Genomic DNA, 20,223 nt, shown 5'->3' on the forward strand with positions numbered 1-20,223 from the left:
TCAGCGATCCCGCCTGGCGACGAGCGAGCGGGGGAGCAGGCGCGCGGTGACGCGGTCGCGCGTGTCGACGCTCCGCCGGAGCTGCGCCGTCACCCGGCGAACAGGCCGTAAGAGATCCCCGGTCGCGGCCGCGACCCTGGCGTAGCTCGACCGCTCCACGGCGTCCACGAGCACGTCGACCGCCGCCGGATCGGCACCGCGCTCGACGAGCGTCGCGCCGCGCATGCGCGGAGTGTCGGCATCCGACACCGAGACGCCCACGTCGATGAGCGTCGCGCGCACTTCCTGCCATGCCGCCGCCGCGTCGCCGTGTCGGGCGCGTCCGGAGCGCGCGGCGCCGACGCCGAGACGCACGAGCATGGGCACGAGCAGCAGGAACAGGATGCCGGCGCCGACGAGGACGACAGGCCCCGGGTCCACCCGCTGCAACGAGTCGCCACCCGGCGTCTGCGACGCCCCCGGGTCCTGCTCGGCGCGCGGAGCGGTCGACGGTTCGCTCGACGGAGTCGCCGACGGCTCCGGCAACGTCGGGTCGGACACCGAGCCGCCCCCCGTGTTCGCGGGGAGGAAGCCGGTCGGGTTGCCGAGCGACGCGGTCGGCTCGAACGGCACCCAGCCGATGCCGGCGAAGTGCACCTCGGGCCAAGCGTGCAGCTGATCGCTGCTGACCGTGTAGATCGTCTCGTCGCCGCGCTTCTCATCCGTCATCGATCCGGGCAGGTAACCGACGACGATCCGCACCTGCATGTCGAGGGCCTCGGCCATGAGCGCGAACGCCCCGGAGAAGTGGATGCAGTAGCCCGAGCGGACCTGGAGGAACTCCTCGACGGCATCCGTGCCCGTCCCGTCGAAGTCGCCGTCGACAGGGGCGTCGAGCGAGTACGTGAACTCGGAGCGGAACCAGCTCTGCATCGCGATGAGCCGGTCGTAGTCGTTGGTGGCGCCGGCGGTCACCTCGCTCGCCGTGTCGGCGATGAAGGCGGGAACCTCGATGTCCGCCGGTGTCGCCCCGGCGGCCTGGATCTGCTCGAGCGTGGGGGCGACGACCTCGGAGGTGACGGTGTAGTCCTCGTCGGCGGCATCCCTGATCGCCGAGGTCACGGTGCGGTTGTCGGGCATGATCTGCCATCCGGATGCCACGCCGACGATCTTCGTGGCCGCATACGGAACGGGCAGCCAGGAGCCGGAGATCCCGGTGACGCGGATCGACGTGCGGCTCTGCACCGTCTCGATCTGCTCGGTCCAGTCGGGGTCGCCGAATCCGTCGGTCACAGCCTGCACGTCGCCGTCGTCGGACGACCAGGTCGAGCCGTCGAACTCCGACAGGGTGGCGATCCGCAGATAGGGGGCGGATGCCGCGCTCGTGGCCAGCGTCATCACCGTGAAGGGCGTGGGGCGGCGCAGGTCCTCACCGAGGCGCAACGACGGATCGAGCTGGGTGCTCGTGCCGACCCCCACCCAGGTCGACGAGATCGGGAGCACCGGGGTGACGACGAGTGCGGCGGCGATCGCCGCAGCGCCCGTCGTGACGGCGAGACCGACGGATGCGCGTCGTGGGCGCCGCCTGTCGTGGCGGACGCTGTGCCGCAGGAGGAACAGCGAGATGACCGCGAGCATGACGAACCAGGGCACGTTCGCGTCGCCGAGCGCGACGATCATCGGGATCGCGCCGATCGCGGTGATCAGGATGATCGCAGGCAGGGCGTAACGCGCCGAGATGAGCTGATCGAGCAGGATCGCGGCGAGGGCGAAGCCGACGGCGAGCATGGTGCGCAGACCCGGGGTGTCGGCCAGCGGCGCGGTGCCGAGACGGACCTCGTCGAGCGCCTGGACGGCGAGCCGACCGAACGCGGAGACGGTCGTGCCGGTGGGGATGATGCCGAGCAGTGCGCCCTGCGGCACCAGCAGCAGCGTGAGCGCGCCCGTGCCGACGACCAGCTGCGCGAGGAACGGCAGTGCGCCGTCGGCGAATCGGCCGCCGCGGATCAACCGGACGACCATGCCCGTCGCGACGATCACGACGATCACCGTCACGCTCAGGATCGACCAGGGCCCGGCGACGACGACGGAGGTGTACGGCCACAGGAGCACTATCGCGGCGCAGACGGACAGAACGGCGGCGGCGAGCGTGCGGTCGCGGGGGCGCATCCGTCGCTCGTAGTCGACCGCCGGGCGACCGGCCGCGCGGGGCTCAGCGCGGAACATGCCCGCCCCCGGGTGCCACGTGGCCGGCGATGGCGTGATCCCACGCGGCGGACACGTCGTCGAGCTCGCCGGTGTACCAGCCGGTGGCAGCGGCGGCTTCCAGTGCGCCGGGCAGGGGCTCGGCGGCGAGGAGGATCGGGGTCCCCGCGCCGCCGTGGCGCAGCAGCGCGGCATCCTCTTCGTCGATCCGGCCGGTGATCATCACGAGCGGGCCGGGAGGGGTTCCGTCGAACAGCGAGACGAGGTCGCGCGTCTCGCCCTGCGGTGTCACCATCGCGAGGGCGACGAGGAGGGAATCCCGATCGTCCTCCTGGCCGCGCAGCGTTCCCAGGGTGCTGCCCGCGGAGTCCCGCACATCGACGCTGTACCCCTCCTGCACCAGGTGCAGGGCGGTCGAGGCGCAGGCGGACACGGCCGCTTCGAAGCCGGGGTCGACCTCATCCGAGTGCGGGGCCCAGCGCCGGCTGGCGCGGTCGAGGACGACGATCGCGTCGGGGCTGGACTCCTCCTCTTCCTGACGCACCATGAGGTTGCCACGATGGGCGGTGGCGCGCCAGTGGATGCGCCGCATGGAGTCGCCGGAGACGTAGAGCCGCGGAGACAGGTTGTCGCTGCCCTGGCCGAGCCGTGCGGATGCCGTGTGCGCGGTGCCCCCCGCGGCGCCGGTGTCTCCGGTCAGCGGTGCGAGCGGGACGACCTCGGGGACGACGGTCACAGTGCGGGTGTCGCCGAAGTCCTGCAGGCGCTGTGCGAAGCCGAACGGGTCGATCGTGCGCAGCGACAGCGGGCCGACGGCCCAGACGCCGCGTCGCACTCCGGTCATCGTGTAGCGGATGCTCGTGCCGTTGTCGGTGGGGAAGTCTCCCTCCGCGTCGCCGGTGACGGCATCCGGCAGTTCGTCGCGCCAGGTGCCGAAGGGCACCCGCAGCGCGCGCAGATCGAACCGCACGGCGACCTGCGACGTCTCGCCGACCGTGAGGAGGTCGGTCGAGATGCGCCGGGTCACCGAGCCGCCCCGCCGCGGCACGTGCACGACGAGGATCCCGAGCACGAGGAGCGCGAACAGCAGCACGGCGACGTACAGCAGGACGGGCGCCGCCAGCAGGTTCGCGGCGATCACCAGCAGGACGCCCGTCAACAGCGCGGCGAGGCCGCGCACGGTCAGGGGTCTGCGCGATCGCATGTCGTCAGGCTCGGGCGGTCAGCGGCACGCGCACGCGATCCACGATCTGGCGCAGCACCGCCTCGACCGGTTGCGCGCCTGCCCTGTGCACGCCGCGGGCCGGGAGCAGGCGGTGGGCGAAGACCGGGATGATGAGGTCGGTGAGGTCGTCGGGGATGACGAAGTCGCGTCCGTCCAGCGCCGCCCACACCTTCGCCGCGCGCACGAGCTGCAGCGTCGCCCGCGGGCTCGCGCCCAGGTGCAGGCTCGGGTCGTTGCGGGTCGCCTGGGCGAGGGCGACGGCGTACTCCTCGACGGCGGGGGAGACATGCACGGAGCGCGCCCATCCGATCATGCGGGTGATGGTCTCGGCATCCGCCACGGGTCGGATCGAGGAGAGCGGGTTCACGCTGTCGCGCTGGCGGAGCATGAGGGCTTCCGCGGCGGCATCCGGGTATCCCATCGAGATGCGCATCATGAACCGGTCGCGCTGCGCCTCGGGCAAGGCGTAGGTGCCCTCCATCTCGAGGGGGTTCTGGGTGGCGACGACGAGGAACGGATCGGGGAGCATGTGCGTGCGTCCATCGACGGTGACCTGGCCCTCCTCCATCGCCTCCAGGAGCGCCGACTGCGTCTTGGGCGAGGACCGATTGATCTCGTCGGCCAGCACGATCTGGGCGAACACGGCGCCGGGCTTGAACTCGAACTCGCGGTCGACGGGGTTGTAGACGCTCACGCCTGTCACGTCGCCCGGCAGGAGGTCGGGGGTGAACTGGATGCGGCGGACCGTGGCGTCGACACTCGCGGCCAGTGCACGCGCCAGCATCGTCTTGCCGACGCCGGGCACGTCCTCGATGAGCAGGTGCCCTTCGGCGAGCAGGCACACGAGCGCGCTGCGCACGGCGTCCTCCTTGCCGTCGATCACCTCGCTGATGGATGCCAGGATCGCCGACGTGTGCGTCGCGAACTGCTCGGCGGTGATCGGGCGCTCTGCGCCGTCGAACGGGTCGGGATCGTCCATGCGCTGCCTTTCGCCCGCCGTCGGGTGTCCCTCCGATCGTATCCCGGCCAGGGGCAAGAGGGTCGGCGGTTCTTCGGGCTCCGCCTGAGCAGGTAGACTGGCCTGCGGCTCTCCGCGTGGCAGCATCCAGGCCAATTCCCCCAGGACGGAAACGTAGCAAGGGTAACCGGGCTCTGCTGGGTGCGCGGAGGGTCCTTTCTCTTTTCCGGACGTCTTTCGCGGACGCCGCGCGGGTCACAGGTTCGCCTGCGAGGATCGACGTGTGACCACTTCTGCTCGTCCGCAGCGCTCTGCCGCCTCCCGGTTCGCCCCGCCCGTGCTGCTGGTCGCGCTGATGTGGGCGATCCAGTTCGCCGACGCGGTCCTGCCCGGCTCGTTCACCGGCTTCGGTCTGCGCTCGTGGGATCTCGGGAGTCTGCCCGGTCTCGTGCTCGGTCCGCTGCTGCACGCGAGCTGGGCGCACCTGATCGGCAACACGCTGCCGCTGCTCGTGCTCGGCTGCCTGGTCGCCGTCGAGGGAGCGGGGCGGTTCTGGCTCGTCACGACGGTCGCGGCTCTCGTCGGTGGTCTGGGCACATGGTTCATCAATGCGCCAGGCACGCTGACCGTGGGGGCGAGCGTGCTCGTGTTCGGTTACTTCGCGTACGTGGTCGTCCGCGTGTTCTCGCCGCGGCCGATCGCGCATCGGCTCGTCTACGCCCTCATCGCGCTGATCGTCATCGTTCTGTACGGCGCATCGATGCTCGCCGGCATCATCGGCGCAGGGCCCGGGGTGTCGTGGCAGGCGCACCTGTTCGGGGCGATCGGCGGCGGCGCCGCGGCTCTCGCGGGAGTGCGCGGGGGCGGGGTCCGGTCCGCGTGAGCCGGCGGACGAAGCGCCGACCGGCGCACCGGCGCGGACTGCTGCCCGGCATCCTCATCGGCGTGCTCGCGTTCGCGGCGCTGCTGGCCGTGCTCATCCCGATGGCGTCCTCGCGCGACCCGCTGTCGCTGTGCGCGACCCAGCCGTCGACCTTTCCGGAATCGGGCGGGGCCGGGTGGGACCGGGAGCAGCTCGAGAACGCGGCGATCATCATCACGACCGCCCGCGATCGCGGCTTCGAGCGCGACGGTCAGATCCTCGGAGTCATGGCCGCGATCGGCGAGAGCAGCCTGCACAACATCGACTACGGCGACTGGGAGACCTCGGGCGTCACGAACCCGGACGGCAGCCGCACCAGCAGCATCGGCCTGTTCCAGCAGCAGGACTGGTGGGGGAGCGTCGAGGAGCGCATGGACCCGGCCGCGTCCGCCGGACTCTTCTACGCGCGCCTCGGCCGTCTCGCCGGATGGCAGGACCTCGAGCCGACCATCGCGATCCACCGCGTGCAGATCAACGCCGACCCGCAGCACTACGCCCGTTTCGAGGAGCGCGCCGCCGAACTCGTCGATGCGCTGTCCGGGCCGTGTCCGGGGTAGCGCACAGGGGCGCACTCTGTCGGGCCACAGCATCCGCGCCCTAAGCTGGATGCGTGGCGCGGAGCATCTACATCACCTCGGCCGAAGGCCATTCCGGCAAATCCACCATCGCTCTGGGAGTCCTCGACGCCCTGATGCGCGTATCACCCCGCGTCGGCGTGTTCCGGCCGATCGCCCGATCCGTCGACGAACGCGACGAAGTGCTCGAGCTCATGCTCGCCCACGACGGGGTGAATCTCGACTACGACGACTGCGTCGGCGTCACCTATGACGACGTGCGCGCGAATCCGGATGCGGCGCTCGCCACGATCGTCGATCGCTTCAAGTCGGTCGAATCCCGCTGTGACGCGGTCGTCATCCTCGGCAGCGACTACACGGATGTCGCCAGCCCCGCAGAACTCGGCTACAACGCACGCATCGCGGCGAACCTCGCCGCCCCCGTGCTGCTGGTGCTGTCCGGGCGCGACCAGCAGAACCGGGCCGAGCAGCTCGGCACGACGACCCCGCGCACGCCGGCGCAGATCGCGCAGATCGCCGCGCTCGCGGTCGCCGAACTCACGGCGGAGCGCGCCGAGCTGTTCGCGGTGATCGTCAACCGCGCTGACCCCGACGCGCTGCAGCAGACGATCGAGGCCGTGCACACGGAGCGGACACCCGTGTGGGCAGTGCCTGAGGATCGCGCCCTGGTCGCCCCGTCGATGCGCGACATCATCGCCGCTGTGGACGGACGCCTCATCAAAGGCGACAACGACCTGCTCGATCGCGAGGCGTACGACGTCGTCATCTCGGGCATGTCGATGGTCAACGTGCTGCCGCGCATCACCGAACGCGCGGTGCTCGTGATCGCCGCCGACCGAACCGAGGTGCTTCTCGCCGCCCTACTGGCATCGGCATCGGGGACGTTCCCGGAAGTCGCGGGCATCGTGCTCAACGGCCCGTTCGAGCTGCCGGAGCCGATCGTGACGCTCCTGGACGGATTCGATGTGAACCTCCCGATCATCGCGACCGACCTCGGCACCTTCGACACCGCAGCCCGCATCATGGGCACGCGCGGGAAGATCACAGCATCCGACCGCCGCTACGACGCGGCGCTCGGTCTGTTCCAGACCCACGTCGACATCACCGAGCTGACGATCGAGATGGGGCTCGCCGAGTCGTCCGTGGTCACGCCGCTCATGTTCCAGTACGGGCTCATCGAGCGCGCCCGCGCCGACCGCAAGCGCATCGTGCTGCCCGAGGGCGACGACGACCGCATCCTGCGCGCCGCCGCGATCGTGCTCGCACGCGACGTCGCCGACCTGACCGTTCTCGGCGACGAGGCCGAGATCAGGGCGCGCGGAACATCGCTCGGCATCGACCTGTCGGCAGCTCAGATCCTCAGTCCGACCGATCCGGAGCACGTCGAGCGATTCGCCGAGGAGTACGCACGGCTGCGCGCACACAAGGGCGTCACACTCGGCCAGGCCGCCGACACCGTCACCGACGTGTCGTACTTCGGCACCATGATGGTGCATCTCGGCCTCGCCGACGGCATGGTCTCGGGCGCCGCGCACACGACGGCGCACACGATCCGGCCCTCGTTCGAGATCATCAAGACGAAGCCGGGGGTGGATGTCGTCTCGAGCGTCTTCCTCATGGCGCTCGCCGACCGCGTGCTCGTGTACGGCGACTGCGCCGTCATTCCCGACCCGACCAGCGCCCAGCTCGCCGACATCGCCGTCTCTTCGGCGCAGACGGCCCAGCAGTTCGGCATCGAGCCGCGCATCGCGATGCTGTCGTACTCGACGGGGGAGTCCGGCTCCGGCGCCGACGTCGAGAAGGTCCGCGAAGCCACCGCGCTCGTGCGCGAACGCGCCCCTGAACTGCTGGTGGAGGGACCGATCCAGTACGACGCGGCCGCCGATGCCGCCGTCGCGAAGGCCAAGCTGCCCGATTCGGCCGTCGCCGGGCGCGCGACGGTCTTCATCTTCCCCGACCTCAACACCGGCAACAACACCTACAAGGCCGTGCAGCGCTCGGCCGGCGCCGTCGCGATCGGACCGGTGCTGCAGGGGCTGAACAAGCCCATCAACGACCTGTCCCGCGGGGCTCTCGTCGACGACATCGTCAACACCGTCGCGATCACCGCGATCCAGGCACAGGGAGGCTCCGCGTGAGCGTCGTCCTCGTCATCAACAGCGGCTCGTCCTCGCTGAAGTACAGCCTCATGGACATGGCGCGCGAGGTGCCGCTCGCCGAGGGTCTCATCGAGCGCATCGGCCAGGAATCCAGCGACATCGCGCACACGGTTCGCCGCGTCGCCGACCCGGGCGAGCCCGCCCCGGCGGTGCTGGATGCCACGCATCGCAGTCAGCGGTCCATCGCCGACCACGACGAAGCCGTGCAGGTGATGCTCGAGCAGTTCTCGGAGCACGGCCCGAAGCTGGGCGAGCATCCGCCGGTCGCCGTCGGGCACCGCGTCGTCCACGGCGGCGCGCGCTTCTTCGCCCCGACGCTCATCGACGACCTCGTGGAGATCAACATCGAGGACCTCTCCGCGCTCGCGCCCCTGCACAACCCGGGGGCTGTCGCCGGTATCCGCGCAGGACGCCGCGCCTTCGCAGACGTTCCGCACGTCGCGGTCTTCGACACCGCCTTCCACCAGACGCTGCCGCCTGCGGCGTACACCTACGCGATCGACCGGAAGATCGCCGAGCGGCACCGCATCCGCCGGTACGGGTTCCACGGGACCAGTCACAAGTACGTCTCGGAACAGGCGGCCGCGTTCCTCGACCGGCCGCTGGACGGACTCAAGCAGATCGTCTTCCACCTCGGCAACGGGGCATCGGTCACCGCCGTCGACGGCGGGCGCTCGGTCGAGACGTCGATGGGCATGACGCCGCTCGAAGGCCTCGTCATGGGCACCCGATCGGGTGACATCGACCCGGCCGTCGTGCTGCACCTCGGCCGCGTCGCGGAGCTCGCAGGCAGTGAGATCGACACGCTGCTGAACAAGCAGAGCGGGATGCTGGGTCTCGCCGGCCGTATCGACATGCGCGAGATCCTCGCCGGTGTCGAGGCGGGTGAAGAGGCCGCGTCCCTCGCCTTCGACGTGTACATCCACCGCCTCCGCGCCTATGCCGGGGCGTACATCGCCCAGCTGGGCGGCGTCGATGTGATCTCGTTCACCGCCGGCGTCGGCGAGAACGCGGCACGGGTCAGGGCCGAGGCGCTCGCGACCCTCGGATTCCTCGGCATCCGGATCGACCACGATCGTAACGAGCGACGGGAGCCCGGCATCCGCCGCATCTCCACGGACGCCTCGACGGTCGACGTCCTCGTCGTGCCGACCGACGAAGAGCTCGAGATCGCCCGTCAGGCGCTGAGTCTGACATGATCGCTGTGCATCCGACCGAAACCGCCCCCGAACCGATGGGAGAACCGCGTGCCTGAGAGCCTGCCGGATCTGCGCCGCGCAGAAGGCGTCCTGTTCGATCTCGACGGCGTCCTGACGCCCACGGCCGAGGTGCACATGCGCGCCTGGAAGGCCGTGTTCGACGGCGTCTTCGCCCAGTGGGGAATCACCCCCGAGTACACGGATGCCGACTACTACGCCCATGTCGATGGGAAGAAGCGCTACGACGGGGTCTCGAGCCTGCTGCGCAGCCGCAACATCGAGATCCCCTGGGGAGACGTGAACGACGCGCCCGAGGTCGACTCGATCTGCGGGATCGGCAACCGCAAGAACGCGGCCTTCGCCACGGCTCTGCGCCGTGACGGCATCGCCCCCTACCCTGGCTCCCTCGCCCTGATCCGCCAGCTGAGGGACGCCGGCATCCCGCAGGGCGTGGTGTCCAGCTCGAAGAACGCCGAGGAGGTGCTCGAGAGCGCCGGCATCCGCGACTTCTTCACCGTCGTCATCGACGGGAAGGTGGCCGAGCGGGATGCGCTGGCGTCCAAGCCGGCACCCGACATGTTCCGCGCCGGCGCCGTCGCGCTGAACGTGAACCCCGGCGACAGCGTCGCGGTCGAGGACGCGCTCTCCGGCGTCGCCTCCGCGTCCGCCGCCGGGTTCTCGACGGTCGTCGGCGTCGACCGCGGCGCCGGTGCCGCAGCCCTCCGAGCCGCCGGCGCCACGCACGTCGTCGACGACCTCGACCGCCTGCTCCTTCACCCGCACACCGACCAGGAGAACGCATGATCAATCGCGACCGCTTCCCCGTCGACCCGTGGCGGCTGACCGAGACCCGCTACAGCGAGGACGGCGTCTCCGAGACCCTCTTCGCCGTCGGAAACGGCTACCTCGGCCTCCGCGGCAACCACATCGAGGGGCGCGGCGCTCACGAGCACGGCACCTTCATCAACGGCCTGCACGAGACCTGGCGCATCCGTCACGCCGAGCAGGCGTACGGCTTCGCCGAGGTCGGGCAGACGATCGTCAACGCCCCGGATGCCAAGGTCATGCGCGTCTACGTCGACGACGAGCCCATCTCGTTCGACGAGGCCGAGGTGCGCGAGTACGCCCGCACGCTCGACATGCGCCGGGGCGTGCTCGAGCGCAGCTTCGTATGGGCGACGCCGTCCGGCAAGCGCATCCGGATCCGCGACGAGCGCCTCGTCAGCTTCGAGGAGCGCCACCTCGCCGTCCTGCGCCTCGAGGTCACGGTCGAGAACGCCGACGCGCCCGTCACGGTGAGCTGCCAATTGCTGAACAGGCAGGACGGCGGCGACGTGTACGCCGGGACTCCGACGGTGGCCAAGTCCGCCGGGTTCGACCCGCGCAAGACCGAGAAGATCACCGAGCGTGTGCTCGAACCCGTCGAGTACTGGCAGGACGGCTTGCGCTCCGCGCTGTCCTACCAGGTGGCTAACTCGGGGATGACGGTCGCACTGGTCGCCGACCACGTCATCGCCACCGACAACGAATACAGCGCCAGGACCCTCATCGAGCCGGACATTGCCAAGAACGTGTTCCGCGTGCAGGCCAAGGCCGGGATCCCCATCACGATCACCAAGCTCGTCAGCTACCACACGTCCCGCGGCGTTCCGGCGAGCGAGCTCGTCGACCGCTGCCGCCGGTCCCTCGACCGCGCGGCCGTCGAGGGCATCGATGCGCAGTTCGATCGGCAGAGCGCCTGGCTCGCCGCGTTCTGGGAGCGCTCGGACGTCATCATCGAGGGGCACGGCGACCTGCAGCAGGCCGTCCGCTGGTGCCTGTTCCAGGTGGCGCAGGCGGCGGCGCGCGCCGACGGGGCCGGTGTGCCGGCCAAGGGCGTCTCGGGCTCGGGGTACAGCGGCCACTACTTCTGGGACACCGAGATCTACGTGCTGCCGTTCCTGACGTACACGAGCCCGCAATGGGCGCGCAACGCGCTGCGTGCGCGCGTGCTCATGCTGCCCGCGGCCCGCCGTCGCGCGGCGCAGCTCAACGAGGCGGGGGCTCTGTTCCCGTGGCGCACGATCAACGGCGAAGAGGCATCCGCCTACTACGCGGCAGGCACGGCGCAGTACCACATCAACGCCGACGTCAGCTTCGCGCTGGGCAAGTACGTCCGCGCCACGGGCGATGAGGAGTTCCTCCGCCGTCAGGGCGTCGACATCGCGGTCGAGACGGCGAGGCTCTGGGCGACGCTCGGGTTCTGGCGCGGCGTGAACGGTGACGCGACCTTCCACATCCACGGTGTGACAGGTCCCGACGAGTACACGACGGTCGTCAACGACAACCTCTTCACCAACGTCATGGCACGGTTCAACCTGCGCTTCGCCGCCCGAGTGGTGCGGGAGATCCAGCAGGACGACCCGCAGGCCTACGCCGGCATCGTCGAGCGCACGGGACTGGATGCCGGTGAAGCCGACGCCTGGGACCGGGCGGCCGAGGCGATGTTCATCCCGTTCAGCGAGGGGCTCGGCATCCACCCGCAGGATTCGCTGTTCCTCGAGCGCGAGGTCTGGGATCTCGAGAACACGCCGAACGACCAGCGTCCGCTGCTGCTGCACTTCCACCCGCTGGTGATCTACCGCTTCCAGGTGCTCAAGCAGGCCGATGTCGTGCTCGCCCTGTTCCTGCAGGGCAACCACTTCACGCCCGAGGAGAAGCGGGCCGACTTCGACTACTACGACCCGCTGACCACGGGCGACTCGACGCTCTCGGCCGTCGTCCAGTCCGTGCTGGCGGCCGAGGTCGGCTACCAGGACCTCGCGCTGGAGTACTTCACGCAGTCGCTGTTCGTCGACCTCGGCGATCTGCACCATAACGCCTCGGACGGTGTGCATGTCGCATCGGCGGGAGGGGTGTGGACCGCGCTGGTGTCGGGATTCGGCGGCATGCGCGATCACGGCGGCGAGCTGAGCTTCGACCCCCGGCTGCCGGCGGACTGGCCGTCGCTGTCGTTCCCGCTGCAGTGGCAGCGCTCGGCCCTGCAGATCACCGTGACCCGCGAGGAGCTGCGCGTGCACGTGCGCTCGGGGGAGCCGGTGACGTTCACGGTGCGCGGGGCGGAGTACTGGGCCGCCGTCGGCACCGATGCGGTCATCGCACTCGAGAACCAGGGACCCGTGCTGCCCGACCGTCCGCGTCTCGGACAGTTCGAGGGCGCCCGCCGGGAGGACGGCACGCGGATCTCGGCATCCGTTCCTATCGTCACCAACGCGATCCCGCTGATCGGCGCGTACGAGGACTGATCCTCATGGCCGGACCACGTCCACAGCGATCTCGGTCGAGAAGGGCACGTGTCGGTGGCACGCCGTAGGCTGGGACGGTGACCACAGCCCTGTATCGCCGCTACCGGCCCGAGAACTTCGCGGAGATGATCGGGCAGTCGCAGGTGACCGATCCGCTCATGACGGCTCTGCGCAGCGACCGGGTCGGGCATGCCTACCTGTTCTCCGGCCCGCGCGGGTGCGGAAAGACCACGTCGGCGCGCATTCTCGCCCGATGCCTGAACTGCGCCGAGGGCCCGACGGACACGCCCTGCGGCACCTGCCCGAGCTGTGTCGAGCTGTCGCGATCCGGCGGCGGGTCGCTGGACGTCGTCGAAATCGACGCCGCCAGTCACAACGGCGTCGACGACGCCAGAGACCTGCGCGAGCGCGCCACGTTCGCCCCGAGCCGCGACCGGTTCAAGATCTTCATCCTCGACGAGGCGCACATGGTCACCCCGCAGGGCTTCAACGCCCTGCTCAAGCTCGTCGAAGAGCCACCGGCCCACGTCAAGTTCATCTTCGCGACGACCGAGCCCGACAAGGTGCTCGGCACCATCCGCTCGCGCACCCACCACTACCCGTTCCGTCTCGTCCCGCCCGCGGCGATGCTCGAATACGTCGAGAAGCTCTGCGGTGAAGAGGGCGTGAAGGTCGAGCAGGGCGTGCTGCCCCTCGTCGTGCGCGCCGGCGGTGGATCGCCCCGTGACACGCTCTCGCTGCTCGACCAACTCATCGCCGGCTCCGACGGAGATTCGGTGTCGTACGAGCGCGCCGTGTCGCTGCTCGGATACACGCACGGCGCGCTCCTCGACGAGATCGTCGACGCGCTCGCCGCGGGGGATGCTGCAGCCGCCTTCCCTGCGATCGACCGGGTCGTGCAGACCGGCCAGGATCCGCGCCGCTTCGTCGACGACCTGCTGGAGCGCCTGCGCGACCTCATCGTCATCGCCGCCGTCGGCGACGGGGCCTCTGCCGTGCTGCGCGGTCTCGCCGAGGACGAGCTGGCGCGCATGCGCGCGCAGGCGAACGCCTTCGGCGCCGCGCGCCTGTCGCGGACGGCGGATGTCGTCAGTGCCGCTCTGGACGACATGACCGGGGCCACTTCGCCCCGGCTGCACCTCGAACTCATGATCGCCCGCGTGCTCAACGCCGCCGGGCAGGGGTCTGCGGATGCCGGCTTCGACTCGCCGAGGCCCGCTGAGCCCGTCCCTGAGCCCGTCGAAGGGTCGTCTTCGGTGCCTGCGGCGCCTTCGCTCAACGCCCCGCATCAGGCTCGCGCACAGGCTGATCCCGCACAGGCCGCTCCCGCGCAGGCCGCTCCCGCTGAGGCCGCTCCCGCTGAGACCGCTGAAACTTCTGCACGGGTCGCCCCGCGAGCCGAAGGCGAGACGAAACGGGCTCCGCGAGCGGAGCGAGTCGAAACCTCGACCCCGGCATCCGACGCGCCCGCGGCGCCGGCATCCGCCCCGTCCGGCCCGGTCGATATCGACCGCATCCGCGCCGTGTGGCCGGCGGTGCTCGGCAGGCTCGAGAGCGTCAGCCGCACGTCCTGGCTGCTCGTCACCGCCGTGCAGCCGCTCGACTACGAGGCAGGCACCGAGGTGCTCACCGTCGGTTTCGCGAGTCAGCAGGACCTCGCCAAGTTCAAGGGGCAGACACCCGGCAACGGCGCATCCGATCACCTCCGCGCGGCCATCGAGCAGGAGCTCGGCGTCAAGGTGAAGTACCGGCCGGCTCCACTGCCGCCGACGGCGTTATCCGAGGCGGCTGCAACCGCACCCGTCCGCACCGCCCCGGCTCAACCCGCCCCTGCTCAGTCCGCGCCGTCTCGGCCTTCGCCGTCGACGGCGAAGGCCGAGAGCTCGTCCCCGGCTCCGGTCACCGATTGGGCAGTCGCCGCGATCCCGACGGACGCCCCGGCATCCGCCCCGCAGCAGCAGTTCCCCGTCGACGACGAGCCGGCCGATGTTGAGGCATCCGGACCGCCCTCGCCGCAGGACGGGCTGGTCGACCGCGACGAGCCGCCGCTCCCGGATGACGATGAGGCGCCGCCGCCCGATGACGAGCCGCCGTATGAGCCTCCGCACGAGGCACCCGCGGCCACGGCTCCTGCCGCTCCGGCCGCGCAGGCTCCGGCCGCCCAGGCTCCGTCCCCGCCGGTTCCGTCCCCGCAGGTTCCGTCCCCGCAGACGCCGGCTCGCCAGGCGCCCGCCGTCACGGAGCGTTCGCCCGGGGGCGTGCAGCGATACGGCGAAGCCGTGATCCGCCAGGTGCTCGGCGCGACTTTCGTGCGCGAAGAGCCCTACGAGCCCCCGATGAGGTTCGCCTGATGTACGACGGCATCGTTCAGGAGCTCATCGACGAGTTCGGTCGGCTCCCCGGGATCGGGCCGAAGTCCGCCCAGCGCATCACGTTCCACATCCTGCAGACGCCGTCGTTCGACGTCGCCCGTCTCGCCGAACTCCTCACCGAGGTGCGCGCGCGTGTGCGGTTCTGCGAGATCTGCGGCAACGTCTCCGAGCAGGAGCGGTGCGCGATCTGCCGCGATCCGCGTCGCAACCCGGCCCTCATCTGCGTCGTCGAGGACGCCAAGGACGTCTCCGCGATCGAGCGCACGCGCGAGTTCCGCGGTCTCTACCACGTGCTCGGCGGTGCGATCAGCCCGATCGCCGGTGTCGGCCCCGACGACCTGCGCATCGCCCAGCTCATGTCGCGACTCGCCGACGGCACCGTGCAAGAGGTGATCATCGCCACGAACCCGAACCTCGAGGGCGAGGCGACGGCCAGTTACCTGAGCCGCCTGCTGCTCACGATGCAGATCACCGTGTCGCGGCTGGCGTCCGGTCTGCCCGTCGGCGGCGATCTGGAGTACGCCGACGAGGTCACCCTCGGGCGCGCGTTCGAGGGCCGGCGCACCCTGTGAGCGCACGGTGCTGGTCGGCTGCGCGAGGCGCGAGGCGCCCGGTCGTGACCGTGTGAACGCCCAGGGCGGGTTCACGCGCAAGGGATGGATCCTGTTCGCCGTCATGGCGTTGGTGTGGGGGATCACCTACCTCTTCATCAAAGAGGCCGTGCACTCGATCACGCCGCCGGCCGTCGTCGCCGGGCGCACTCTTCTCGGCGGGCTCGTGCTGCTGCCGTTCGCGCTCCGCAGCGGCGCACTGAAAGCCGCGTGGAAGCACTGGCCGTGGGTGCTCGCCTTCGGCCTCGTCGAGATGGCGGGTCCCTTCCTGCTGCTCAGCCACGCCGAGACGCAGCTGCCCTCGGGCCTGACCGGGCTGCTCGTCGCCACGGTCCCGCTGTTCGCCGTCATCATCGCGCTGCTCCGGGGCGATCGCACGGCGCTCGCCCCGGTGCGTCTGGGCGGGCTGCTGCTCGGGTTCGTCGGTGTCGCGGTCGTCGTCGCGGGCCCCGGACTCTTCCCGAGCGAGTCGGCCAGCGTCGTCGCGATCGGCGAGATCCTGCTCACGGCGGTGCTGTATGCGATCGCGCCGTTCATCATCGCGCACAAGCTGTCGGACGTGCCCTCGATCGGCACGATCACCCTCGCCCTGTTCGCGATCGGCCTGGGCTATCTGCCCGCGGCGCTGCTGACCCAGCACGAGATGCCGACGCTCCGATCGGGCATCTCGCTCATTCTGCTCGGCGTCGTCTGCACCGCCGTTGCGTTCGTGGCATTCTTCGCCCTGATCCGCGAGGTGGGTCCGGTGCGCGCCCCGCTGTTCACCTACGTGAACCCGATCGTCGCGATCGTCCTCGGCACGATCTTCCTGGCGGAGCCCATCACGCCAGGGCTCCTGATCGGCTTCCCGCTGGTCATCGTCGGATGCTGGTTCGCGGGCACCGGCGGAAGGCTGCGCCCTCGCAAGGAGACGCTGCCTCCGCCGCAGATGCCCTGACCGCGCCCGAGCAGGCCGTCACTTCTCGCTGCGGATGCGCGAGAACAGCGAGATCAGCAGCAGCACGAAGCCCGCGCCGACGAGCATATGGCCGAGGCCGGCGATCCCGGCGATCATCTTCGACGATTCCAGGCCCCGCACCTGCAGCATCCCGTGCCAGATCAGCATCGACGAGGTGAGCACGACGCCGGCGTTGTAGATCCAGAAGAACCAGCGGAACAGCCTGCTCGTCGACACGGCGAAGGTCTTCTCCAGAACGAGCACGATCAGGAGCACGATCATGCCGAGCGTCAGGATGTGCGTGTGGGCGAGGCCGAGCTGGCCCGCCATGCCCTCCTCGAAGCCGTTCAGCTTGGTGAACTCGCGGTAGAAGACGCCCGCGGCCAGGCCCAGCACGGTGTACACCGCCACGGCGGTGAGGAGCTGGAGCTGTGCGGAGCGCGTAACGGCGCGCGACGTTGTCGTGGTGGTGTCTGTGGTCATGGATCCAGCCTCCGCTCGCGCGGCCCCCGCCGGATCCATCGAAAGATCGATATCGGCTCCGGGTGTTCCGGCATCCGCTGCGAGAGAATCGGAGCATGTCCTCGTCGCCCGCTTCCGCAGCGCCGGGCGCCGATCCGGCACGGCAGCGGATGCTCACGGTCGCGCGGTTCGCCCTGCACCTGATCACGGCCATCCTGTCGGCGGTCACCGCGTTCCGCGCGATCGCGACCGGCGTGCCGTTGCTGCCGGCCATGCTCGCGGCCGGTGCGTTCCTCGCCTGGTACGCCACCGGCGCAGCGTTCGCCCGCGGTCGGTTCAGCACGTGGTGGCTCGCGGGGCTCGGCGTCCTGTGGGGCGGGATGCTGCTGATCTCCGCCGAGTTCGTCTGGCTCTCCTTCCCGCTGCTGCTGCTCGCGGGGCACGTGCTGCGGCGCTGGAGGTCTGTGGCGTTCGCGCTGCCGGTGCTCGTCGCGGCGATCGCGGCTCCCATCGTGCATCAGGTGCCGATCACCTTCGCGCACATCGCCGGTCCGCTGCTGGGCGGCGGCTTCGCCCTGGCCATCTCGCTCGGCTACGACGCGCTGCTGCGGGATGCCGCCGAGCGCGAGCGCCTGATCGCCTCGCTCGTGCGGACGCAGGACGAGATGGCCGCCGTGCAGGAGGAGCTCGCCCGCACCCAGCGCGACGCCGGAGCCGCGCAGGAGCGCACGCGCCTGGCGCGCGACCTCCACGACACGATCGCGCAGGAGCTCAGCTCGATGGTGCTCATGGCGCGGAGCGGCGACGCGGAACGCCTGCCCGAGATCGAGTCGCTCGCGCAGCACTCGCTCACCGACCTCCGCCGCATCGTCGCCGCTCTCGCGCCGGCCGAGCTGGAGGGTGCGGCGCTCGCCGCGGCGATCGAGCGAATGCTGGATGCCGTGCGCCGCGACACCGGCATCGAGACGTCGTTGCATGCCGACGCCGACCTGCCGCCGCTGTCGACCGCCCACGAGGTCGCGTTCCTCCGGGTCGCGCAATCCGCGCTGGCCAACGTCCGCCAGCACGCAGGGGCAGCAACCGTGAGCGTGGCATTCGCGGCGGATGCCGGGACGGTCACCATGACCGTGACGGACGACGGCGACGGCTTCACCGTGGGCGAGACGGCCGGGTCGACGACGTCCTACGGGCTGTCGGCGATGCGTTCGCGGCTGCGGGAATTCGGCGGAGCGCTGGAGCTGCGCTCAGCGCCGGGCGAGGGCACGACCCTCGTGGCGGCGCTGCCCGCGTTGCCTTCTCCCCCAGGGGCGTTGCCTTCTCCCCGGGCAGGGGACGGGCGATGAGCGCGAGCATCCTGCTGGTCGACGACCATCCCATCGTGCGGGCAGGGCTGCGCTCCGTCATCGAGGCGCGCGGCTTCACCGTCGTCGGCGAGGCGTCGACGGGGGAGGAGGCCGTGGCGCTGGCATCCGCTCTGCATCCCGACGTCGTGCTGTGCGACCTGCGTCTGGGGTCCGGCACGGACGGTGTCGACACGACCGCGCAGCTGCGCCGGATGCCGAACCCGCCGGCCGTCGTCATCCTCACAACTTTCGACCACGACGCGCAGATCATCCGGGCGATCGAGGCGGGCGCGGCCGGCTACCTGCTCAAGGACGTCGACAACGACACGATCGTCTCAGCCATCAGCGACGCCGCCGCGGGCGCCATGGTGCTCACTCCCGGCGGCGACAGCCGGATCATCGCCGCTCTCCGCGCCCCGCGCGTGACCCTCACGGACCGCGAGCGCGACGTCCTGATGCTCGTCGACGAGGGCGCGGCGAACAAGGAGATCGCGTCGCGACTGTTCATCTCGGAGTCCACGGTGAAGACGCACGTCGTGCACCTGCTCGAGAAGCTCGGCGTCGCGAGCAGGGCGGCGGCGGCCAGCGAGGCGCGGCGGCTGGGGCTGCTCTAGCCGTCACATGCGTCAGGGCGCATACGCGTCGAACGTAGAATGACGCGTGGGCGGATCTGCCCGACATCCCTGGGAGTGAACGTGGCCCTCATTGTGCAGAAGTACGGCGGCTCGTCCGTCGCCGACGCCGAGAGCATCAAGCGCGTCGCGAAGCGCATCGTCGACACCCGGCGCGCCGGTCACGACGTCGTCGTCGCGGTCAGCGCCATGGGCGACACCACCGACGAGCTGCTCGACCTCGCGAACGAGGTCGCCCCCATTCCCGCGCCGCGCGAGATGGACATGCTGCTCTCGAGCGGCGAACGCATCTCGATGGCGCTGCTGGCCATGGCGATCCACTCGATGGGCTTCGATGCCCGTTCCTTCACAGGCAGCCAGGCCGGCATGATCACCGACGACCACCACGGTTCGGCCCGCATCGTCGATGTGACGCCGGTGCGTCTGCGCGAGGCGCTCGACGAGGGAGCGATCGTCATCGTCGCCGGTTTCCAGGGGTTCAACCGCGACACCCGCGACATCACGACGCTCGGACGCGGCGGCTCCGACACGACCGCTGTCGCGCTCGCCGCGGCCCTCGACGCAGACGTCTGCGAGATCTACAGCGACGTCGACGGCATCTACACCGCAGACCCGCGTGTCATCCCGCGGGCGCACAAGCTCGACCACGTCTCCAGCGAGGAGATGCTCGAGCTCGCGGCCAACGGCGCGAAGGTGCTGTACATCCGCGCCGTCGAGTTCGCACGCCGGCACGGCGTGCTCATCCACGCGCGCTCGACCTTCTCGTCGAGCGAGGGCACTTATGTTCTGGGCGAGGGCATGAAGAACCCCCGCGAAAATCAGGGAGAAGTCATGGAAGAACCGATCGTCGCGGGCGTGGCCACCGACAAGGGCCAGGCCAAGATCACCGTGACCGGTGTGCCGGACGTGCCGGGCAAGGCCGCCGAGATCTTCAAGATCGTGGCGAAGTCCGGCGCGAACGTCGACATGATCGTGCAGAACGTCTCCGCCGCCGCCACCGGCCTCGCCGACATCTCGTTCACCCTGCCCAAGGCCGACGCAGCCTCCGCGCTCAAGGCGCTTGCCGCCGAGCAGTCCGAGGTGGGCTTCCACAGCCTCGTCCACGACGACCAGATCGGCAAGCTGTCCGTCGTCGGCGCGGGGATGCGCGTGCACTCGGGCGTCTCGGCGACCCTGTTCGAGGCGCTGTCGACCGCCGGCATCAACATCGAGATGATCTCGACGTCCGAGATCCGCATCTCGGTCGTCCTGCGCGACACCGACCTCGCCGACGCCGCTCGCATCGTGCACACCGCCTACGGCCTTGATGCCGAGGACGAGGCTGTCGTGCACGCGGGCACCGGCCGCTAGAACCCCTCCG

16 protein-coding genes and 1 other RNA gene are annotated in these 20,223 nt (G+C 70.3%); 13 read left to right on the forward strand and 4 right to left on the reverse strand.

Going from position 1 to position 20,223, the window contains the following annotated elements; genetic code table 11:
- From KEC56_RS12485 to KEC56_RS12495, 3 genes are read right to left on the reverse strand one after another with little or no spacing between them, the layout of a single operon-like run.
- Complete coding sequence (locus KEC56_RS12485; protein ID WP_227531201.1) at positions 1–2,205, reverse strand: transglutaminase TgpA family protein; 2,205 nt, start codon at positions 2,203–2,205, stop codon at positions 1–3.
- Positions 2,192–3,388 carry a DUF58 domain-containing protein gene (locus KEC56_RS12490; RefSeq protein ID WP_227531202.1) on the reverse strand — a complete coding sequence of 399 codons (1,197 nt, stop codon included), beginning with the start codon at positions 3,386–3,388 and terminating at the stop codon, positions 2,192–2,194. Before KEC56_RS12490 ends, KEC56_RS12485 begins: the two co-directional genes overlap by 14 nt.
- Before the next feature lie 4 nt (positions 3,389–3,392).
- Positions 3,393–4,388, reverse strand: a complete 996-nt coding sequence (locus KEC56_RS12495) for an AAA family ATPase (protein WP_227531203.1) — start codon at positions 4,386–4,388, stop codon at positions 3,393–3,395.
- 103 nt (positions 4,389–4,491) lie between these two features.
- Between KEC56_RS12495 and ffs the strand changes: the two genes are divergently transcribed.
- From ffs to KEC56_RS12545, 10 genes are all read left to right on the forward strand, one after another.
- An RNA gene (ffs, locus tag KEC56_RS12500) (signal recognition particle sRNA small type) lies at positions 4,492–4,588 on the forward strand.
- 62 nt (positions 4,589–4,650) lie between these two features.
- Positions 4,651–5,250, forward strand: a complete 600-nt coding sequence (locus KEC56_RS12505; protein WP_227531204.1) for a rhomboid family intramembrane serine protease — start codon at positions 4,651–4,653, stop codon at positions 5,248–5,250.
- Complete coding sequence (locus KEC56_RS12510) at positions 5,247–5,846, forward strand: hypothetical protein (protein WP_227531205.1); 600 nt, start codon at positions 5,247–5,249, stop codon at positions 5,844–5,846. Before KEC56_RS12505 ends, KEC56_RS12510 begins: the two co-directional genes overlap by 4 nt.
- Positions 5,847–5,899: 53 nt before the next feature.
- Positions 5,900–8,002, forward strand: coding sequence for a phosphate acetyltransferase (gene pta, locus KEC56_RS12515; protein ID WP_227531206.1), 2,103 nt, complete (start codon positions 5,900–5,902; stop codon positions 8,000–8,002).
- Positions 7,999–9,222, forward strand: a complete 1,224-nt coding sequence (locus tag KEC56_RS12520) for an acetate/propionate family kinase (RefSeq protein WP_227531207.1) — start codon at positions 7,999–8,001, stop codon at positions 9,220–9,222. Before pta ends, KEC56_RS12520 begins: the two co-directional genes overlap by 4 nt.
- Before the next feature lie 48 nt (positions 9,223–9,270).
- The gene (locus tag KEC56_RS12525; RefSeq protein WP_227531208.1) at positions 9,271–10,026 is read left to right on the forward strand and encodes an HAD family hydrolase; all 756 of its coding nucleotides are present in this window, start codon (positions 9,271–9,273) and stop codon (positions 10,024–10,026) included.
- On the forward strand, positions 10,023–12,506 hold the full coding sequence (locus KEC56_RS12530) for a glycoside hydrolase family 65 protein (protein ID WP_227531209.1): 2,484 nt from the start codon (positions 10,023–10,025) through the stop codon (positions 12,504–12,506). The genes KEC56_RS12525 and KEC56_RS12530 overlap by 4 nt, the downstream gene beginning before the upstream one ends.
- A 77-nt stretch (positions 12,507–12,583) precedes the next feature.
- Positions 12,584–14,857: a DNA polymerase III subunit gamma and tau gene (locus KEC56_RS12535; RefSeq protein WP_227531210.1), complete on the forward strand. Its 2,274-nt coding sequence runs from the start codon at positions 12,584–12,586 to the stop codon at positions 14,855–14,857.
- Positions 14,857–15,450 carry a recombination mediator RecR gene (gene recR / locus KEC56_RS12540; RefSeq protein ID WP_175985348.1) on the forward strand — a complete coding sequence of 198 codons (594 nt, stop codon included), beginning with the start codon at positions 14,857–14,859 and terminating at the stop codon, positions 15,448–15,450. The genes KEC56_RS12535 and recR overlap by 1 nt, the downstream gene beginning before the upstream one ends.
- A gap of 7 nt (positions 15,451–15,457) precedes the next feature.
- Positions 15,458–16,426 carry a DMT family transporter gene (locus KEC56_RS12545; RefSeq protein ID WP_227531211.1) on the forward strand — a complete coding sequence of 323 codons (969 nt, stop codon included), beginning with the start codon at positions 15,458–15,460 and terminating at the stop codon, positions 16,424–16,426.
- Positions 16,427–16,444: 18 nt separating this feature from the next.
- On the opposite strand, the gene KEC56_RS12550 is transcribed toward KEC56_RS12545, so the two are convergent.
- Positions 16,445–16,909: a DUF2871 domain-containing protein gene (locus KEC56_RS12550; RefSeq protein WP_175985350.1), complete on the reverse strand. Its 465-nt coding sequence runs from the start codon at positions 16,907–16,909 to the stop codon at positions 16,445–16,447.
- Positions 16,910–17,004: 95 nt separating this feature from the next.
- Here KEC56_RS12550 and KEC56_RS12555 point away from each other — a divergent pair, with 95 nt between their 5' ends.
- The 3 genes from KEC56_RS12555 to KEC56_RS12565 all read left to right on the forward strand — a co-directional run bounded on the left by KEC56_RS12555 (position 17,005) and on the right by KEC56_RS12565 (position 20,213).
- Positions 17,005–18,231 (forward strand): sensor histidine kinase, encoded by a 1,227-nt coding sequence (locus tag KEC56_RS12555; RefSeq protein ID WP_175985351.1) that lies wholly within the window; start codon positions 17,005–17,007, stop codon positions 18,229–18,231.
- Positions 18,228–18,845 (forward strand): response regulator, encoded by a 618-nt coding sequence (locus KEC56_RS12560; protein WP_227531212.1) that lies wholly within the window; start codon positions 18,228–18,230, stop codon positions 18,843–18,845. Before KEC56_RS12555 ends, KEC56_RS12560 begins: the two co-directional genes overlap by 4 nt.
- A gap of 81 nt (positions 18,846–18,926) precedes the next feature.
- A complete protein-coding gene (locus KEC56_RS12565) occupies positions 18,927–20,213 on the forward strand; it encodes an aspartate kinase (RefSeq protein ID WP_175985353.1) in 1,287 nt (428 codons plus the stop codon).
- Positions 20,214–20,223 lie beyond the last annotated feature (10 nt).

This window comes from Microbacterium tenebrionis, assembly GCF_020682665.1.
In the GTDB taxonomy this organism is placed as follows: domain Bacteria; phylum Actinomycetota; class Actinomycetes; order Actinomycetales; family Microbacteriaceae; genus Microbacterium; species Microbacterium tenebrionis.

Coding starts and splice junctions, on each gene's coding strand:
- KEC56_RS12485 (WP_227531201.1), bottom strand. CDS start 2,205: ATGTTCCGCGCTGAGCCCCGCGCGGCCGGTCGCCCGGCGGTCGACTAC.
- KEC56_RS12490 (WP_227531202.1), bottom strand. CDS start 3,388: ATGCGATCGCGCAGACCCCTGACCGTGCGCGGCCTCGCCGCGCTGTTG.
- KEC56_RS12495 (WP_227531203.1), bottom strand. CDS start 4,388: ATGGACGATCCCGACCCGTTCGACGGCGCAGAGCGCCCGATCACCGCC.
- KEC56_RS12530 (WP_227531209.1), top strand. CDS start 10,023: ATGATCAATCGCGACCGCTTCCCCGTCGACCCGTGGCGGCTGACCGAG.
- recR (WP_175985348.1), top strand. CDS start 14,857: ATGTACGACGGCATCGTTCAGGAGCTCATCGACGAGTTCGGTCGGCTC.
- KEC56_RS12550 (WP_175985350.1), bottom strand. CDS start 16,909: ATGACCACAGACACCACCACGACAACGTCGCGCGCCGTTACGCGCTCC.
- KEC56_RS12555 (WP_175985351.1), top strand. CDS start 17,005: ATGTCCTCGTCGCCCGCTTCCGCAGCGCCGGGCGCCGATCCGGCACGG.
- KEC56_RS12560 (WP_227531212.1), top strand. CDS start 18,228: ATGAGCGCGAGCATCCTGCTGGTCGACGACCATCCCATCGTGCGGGCA.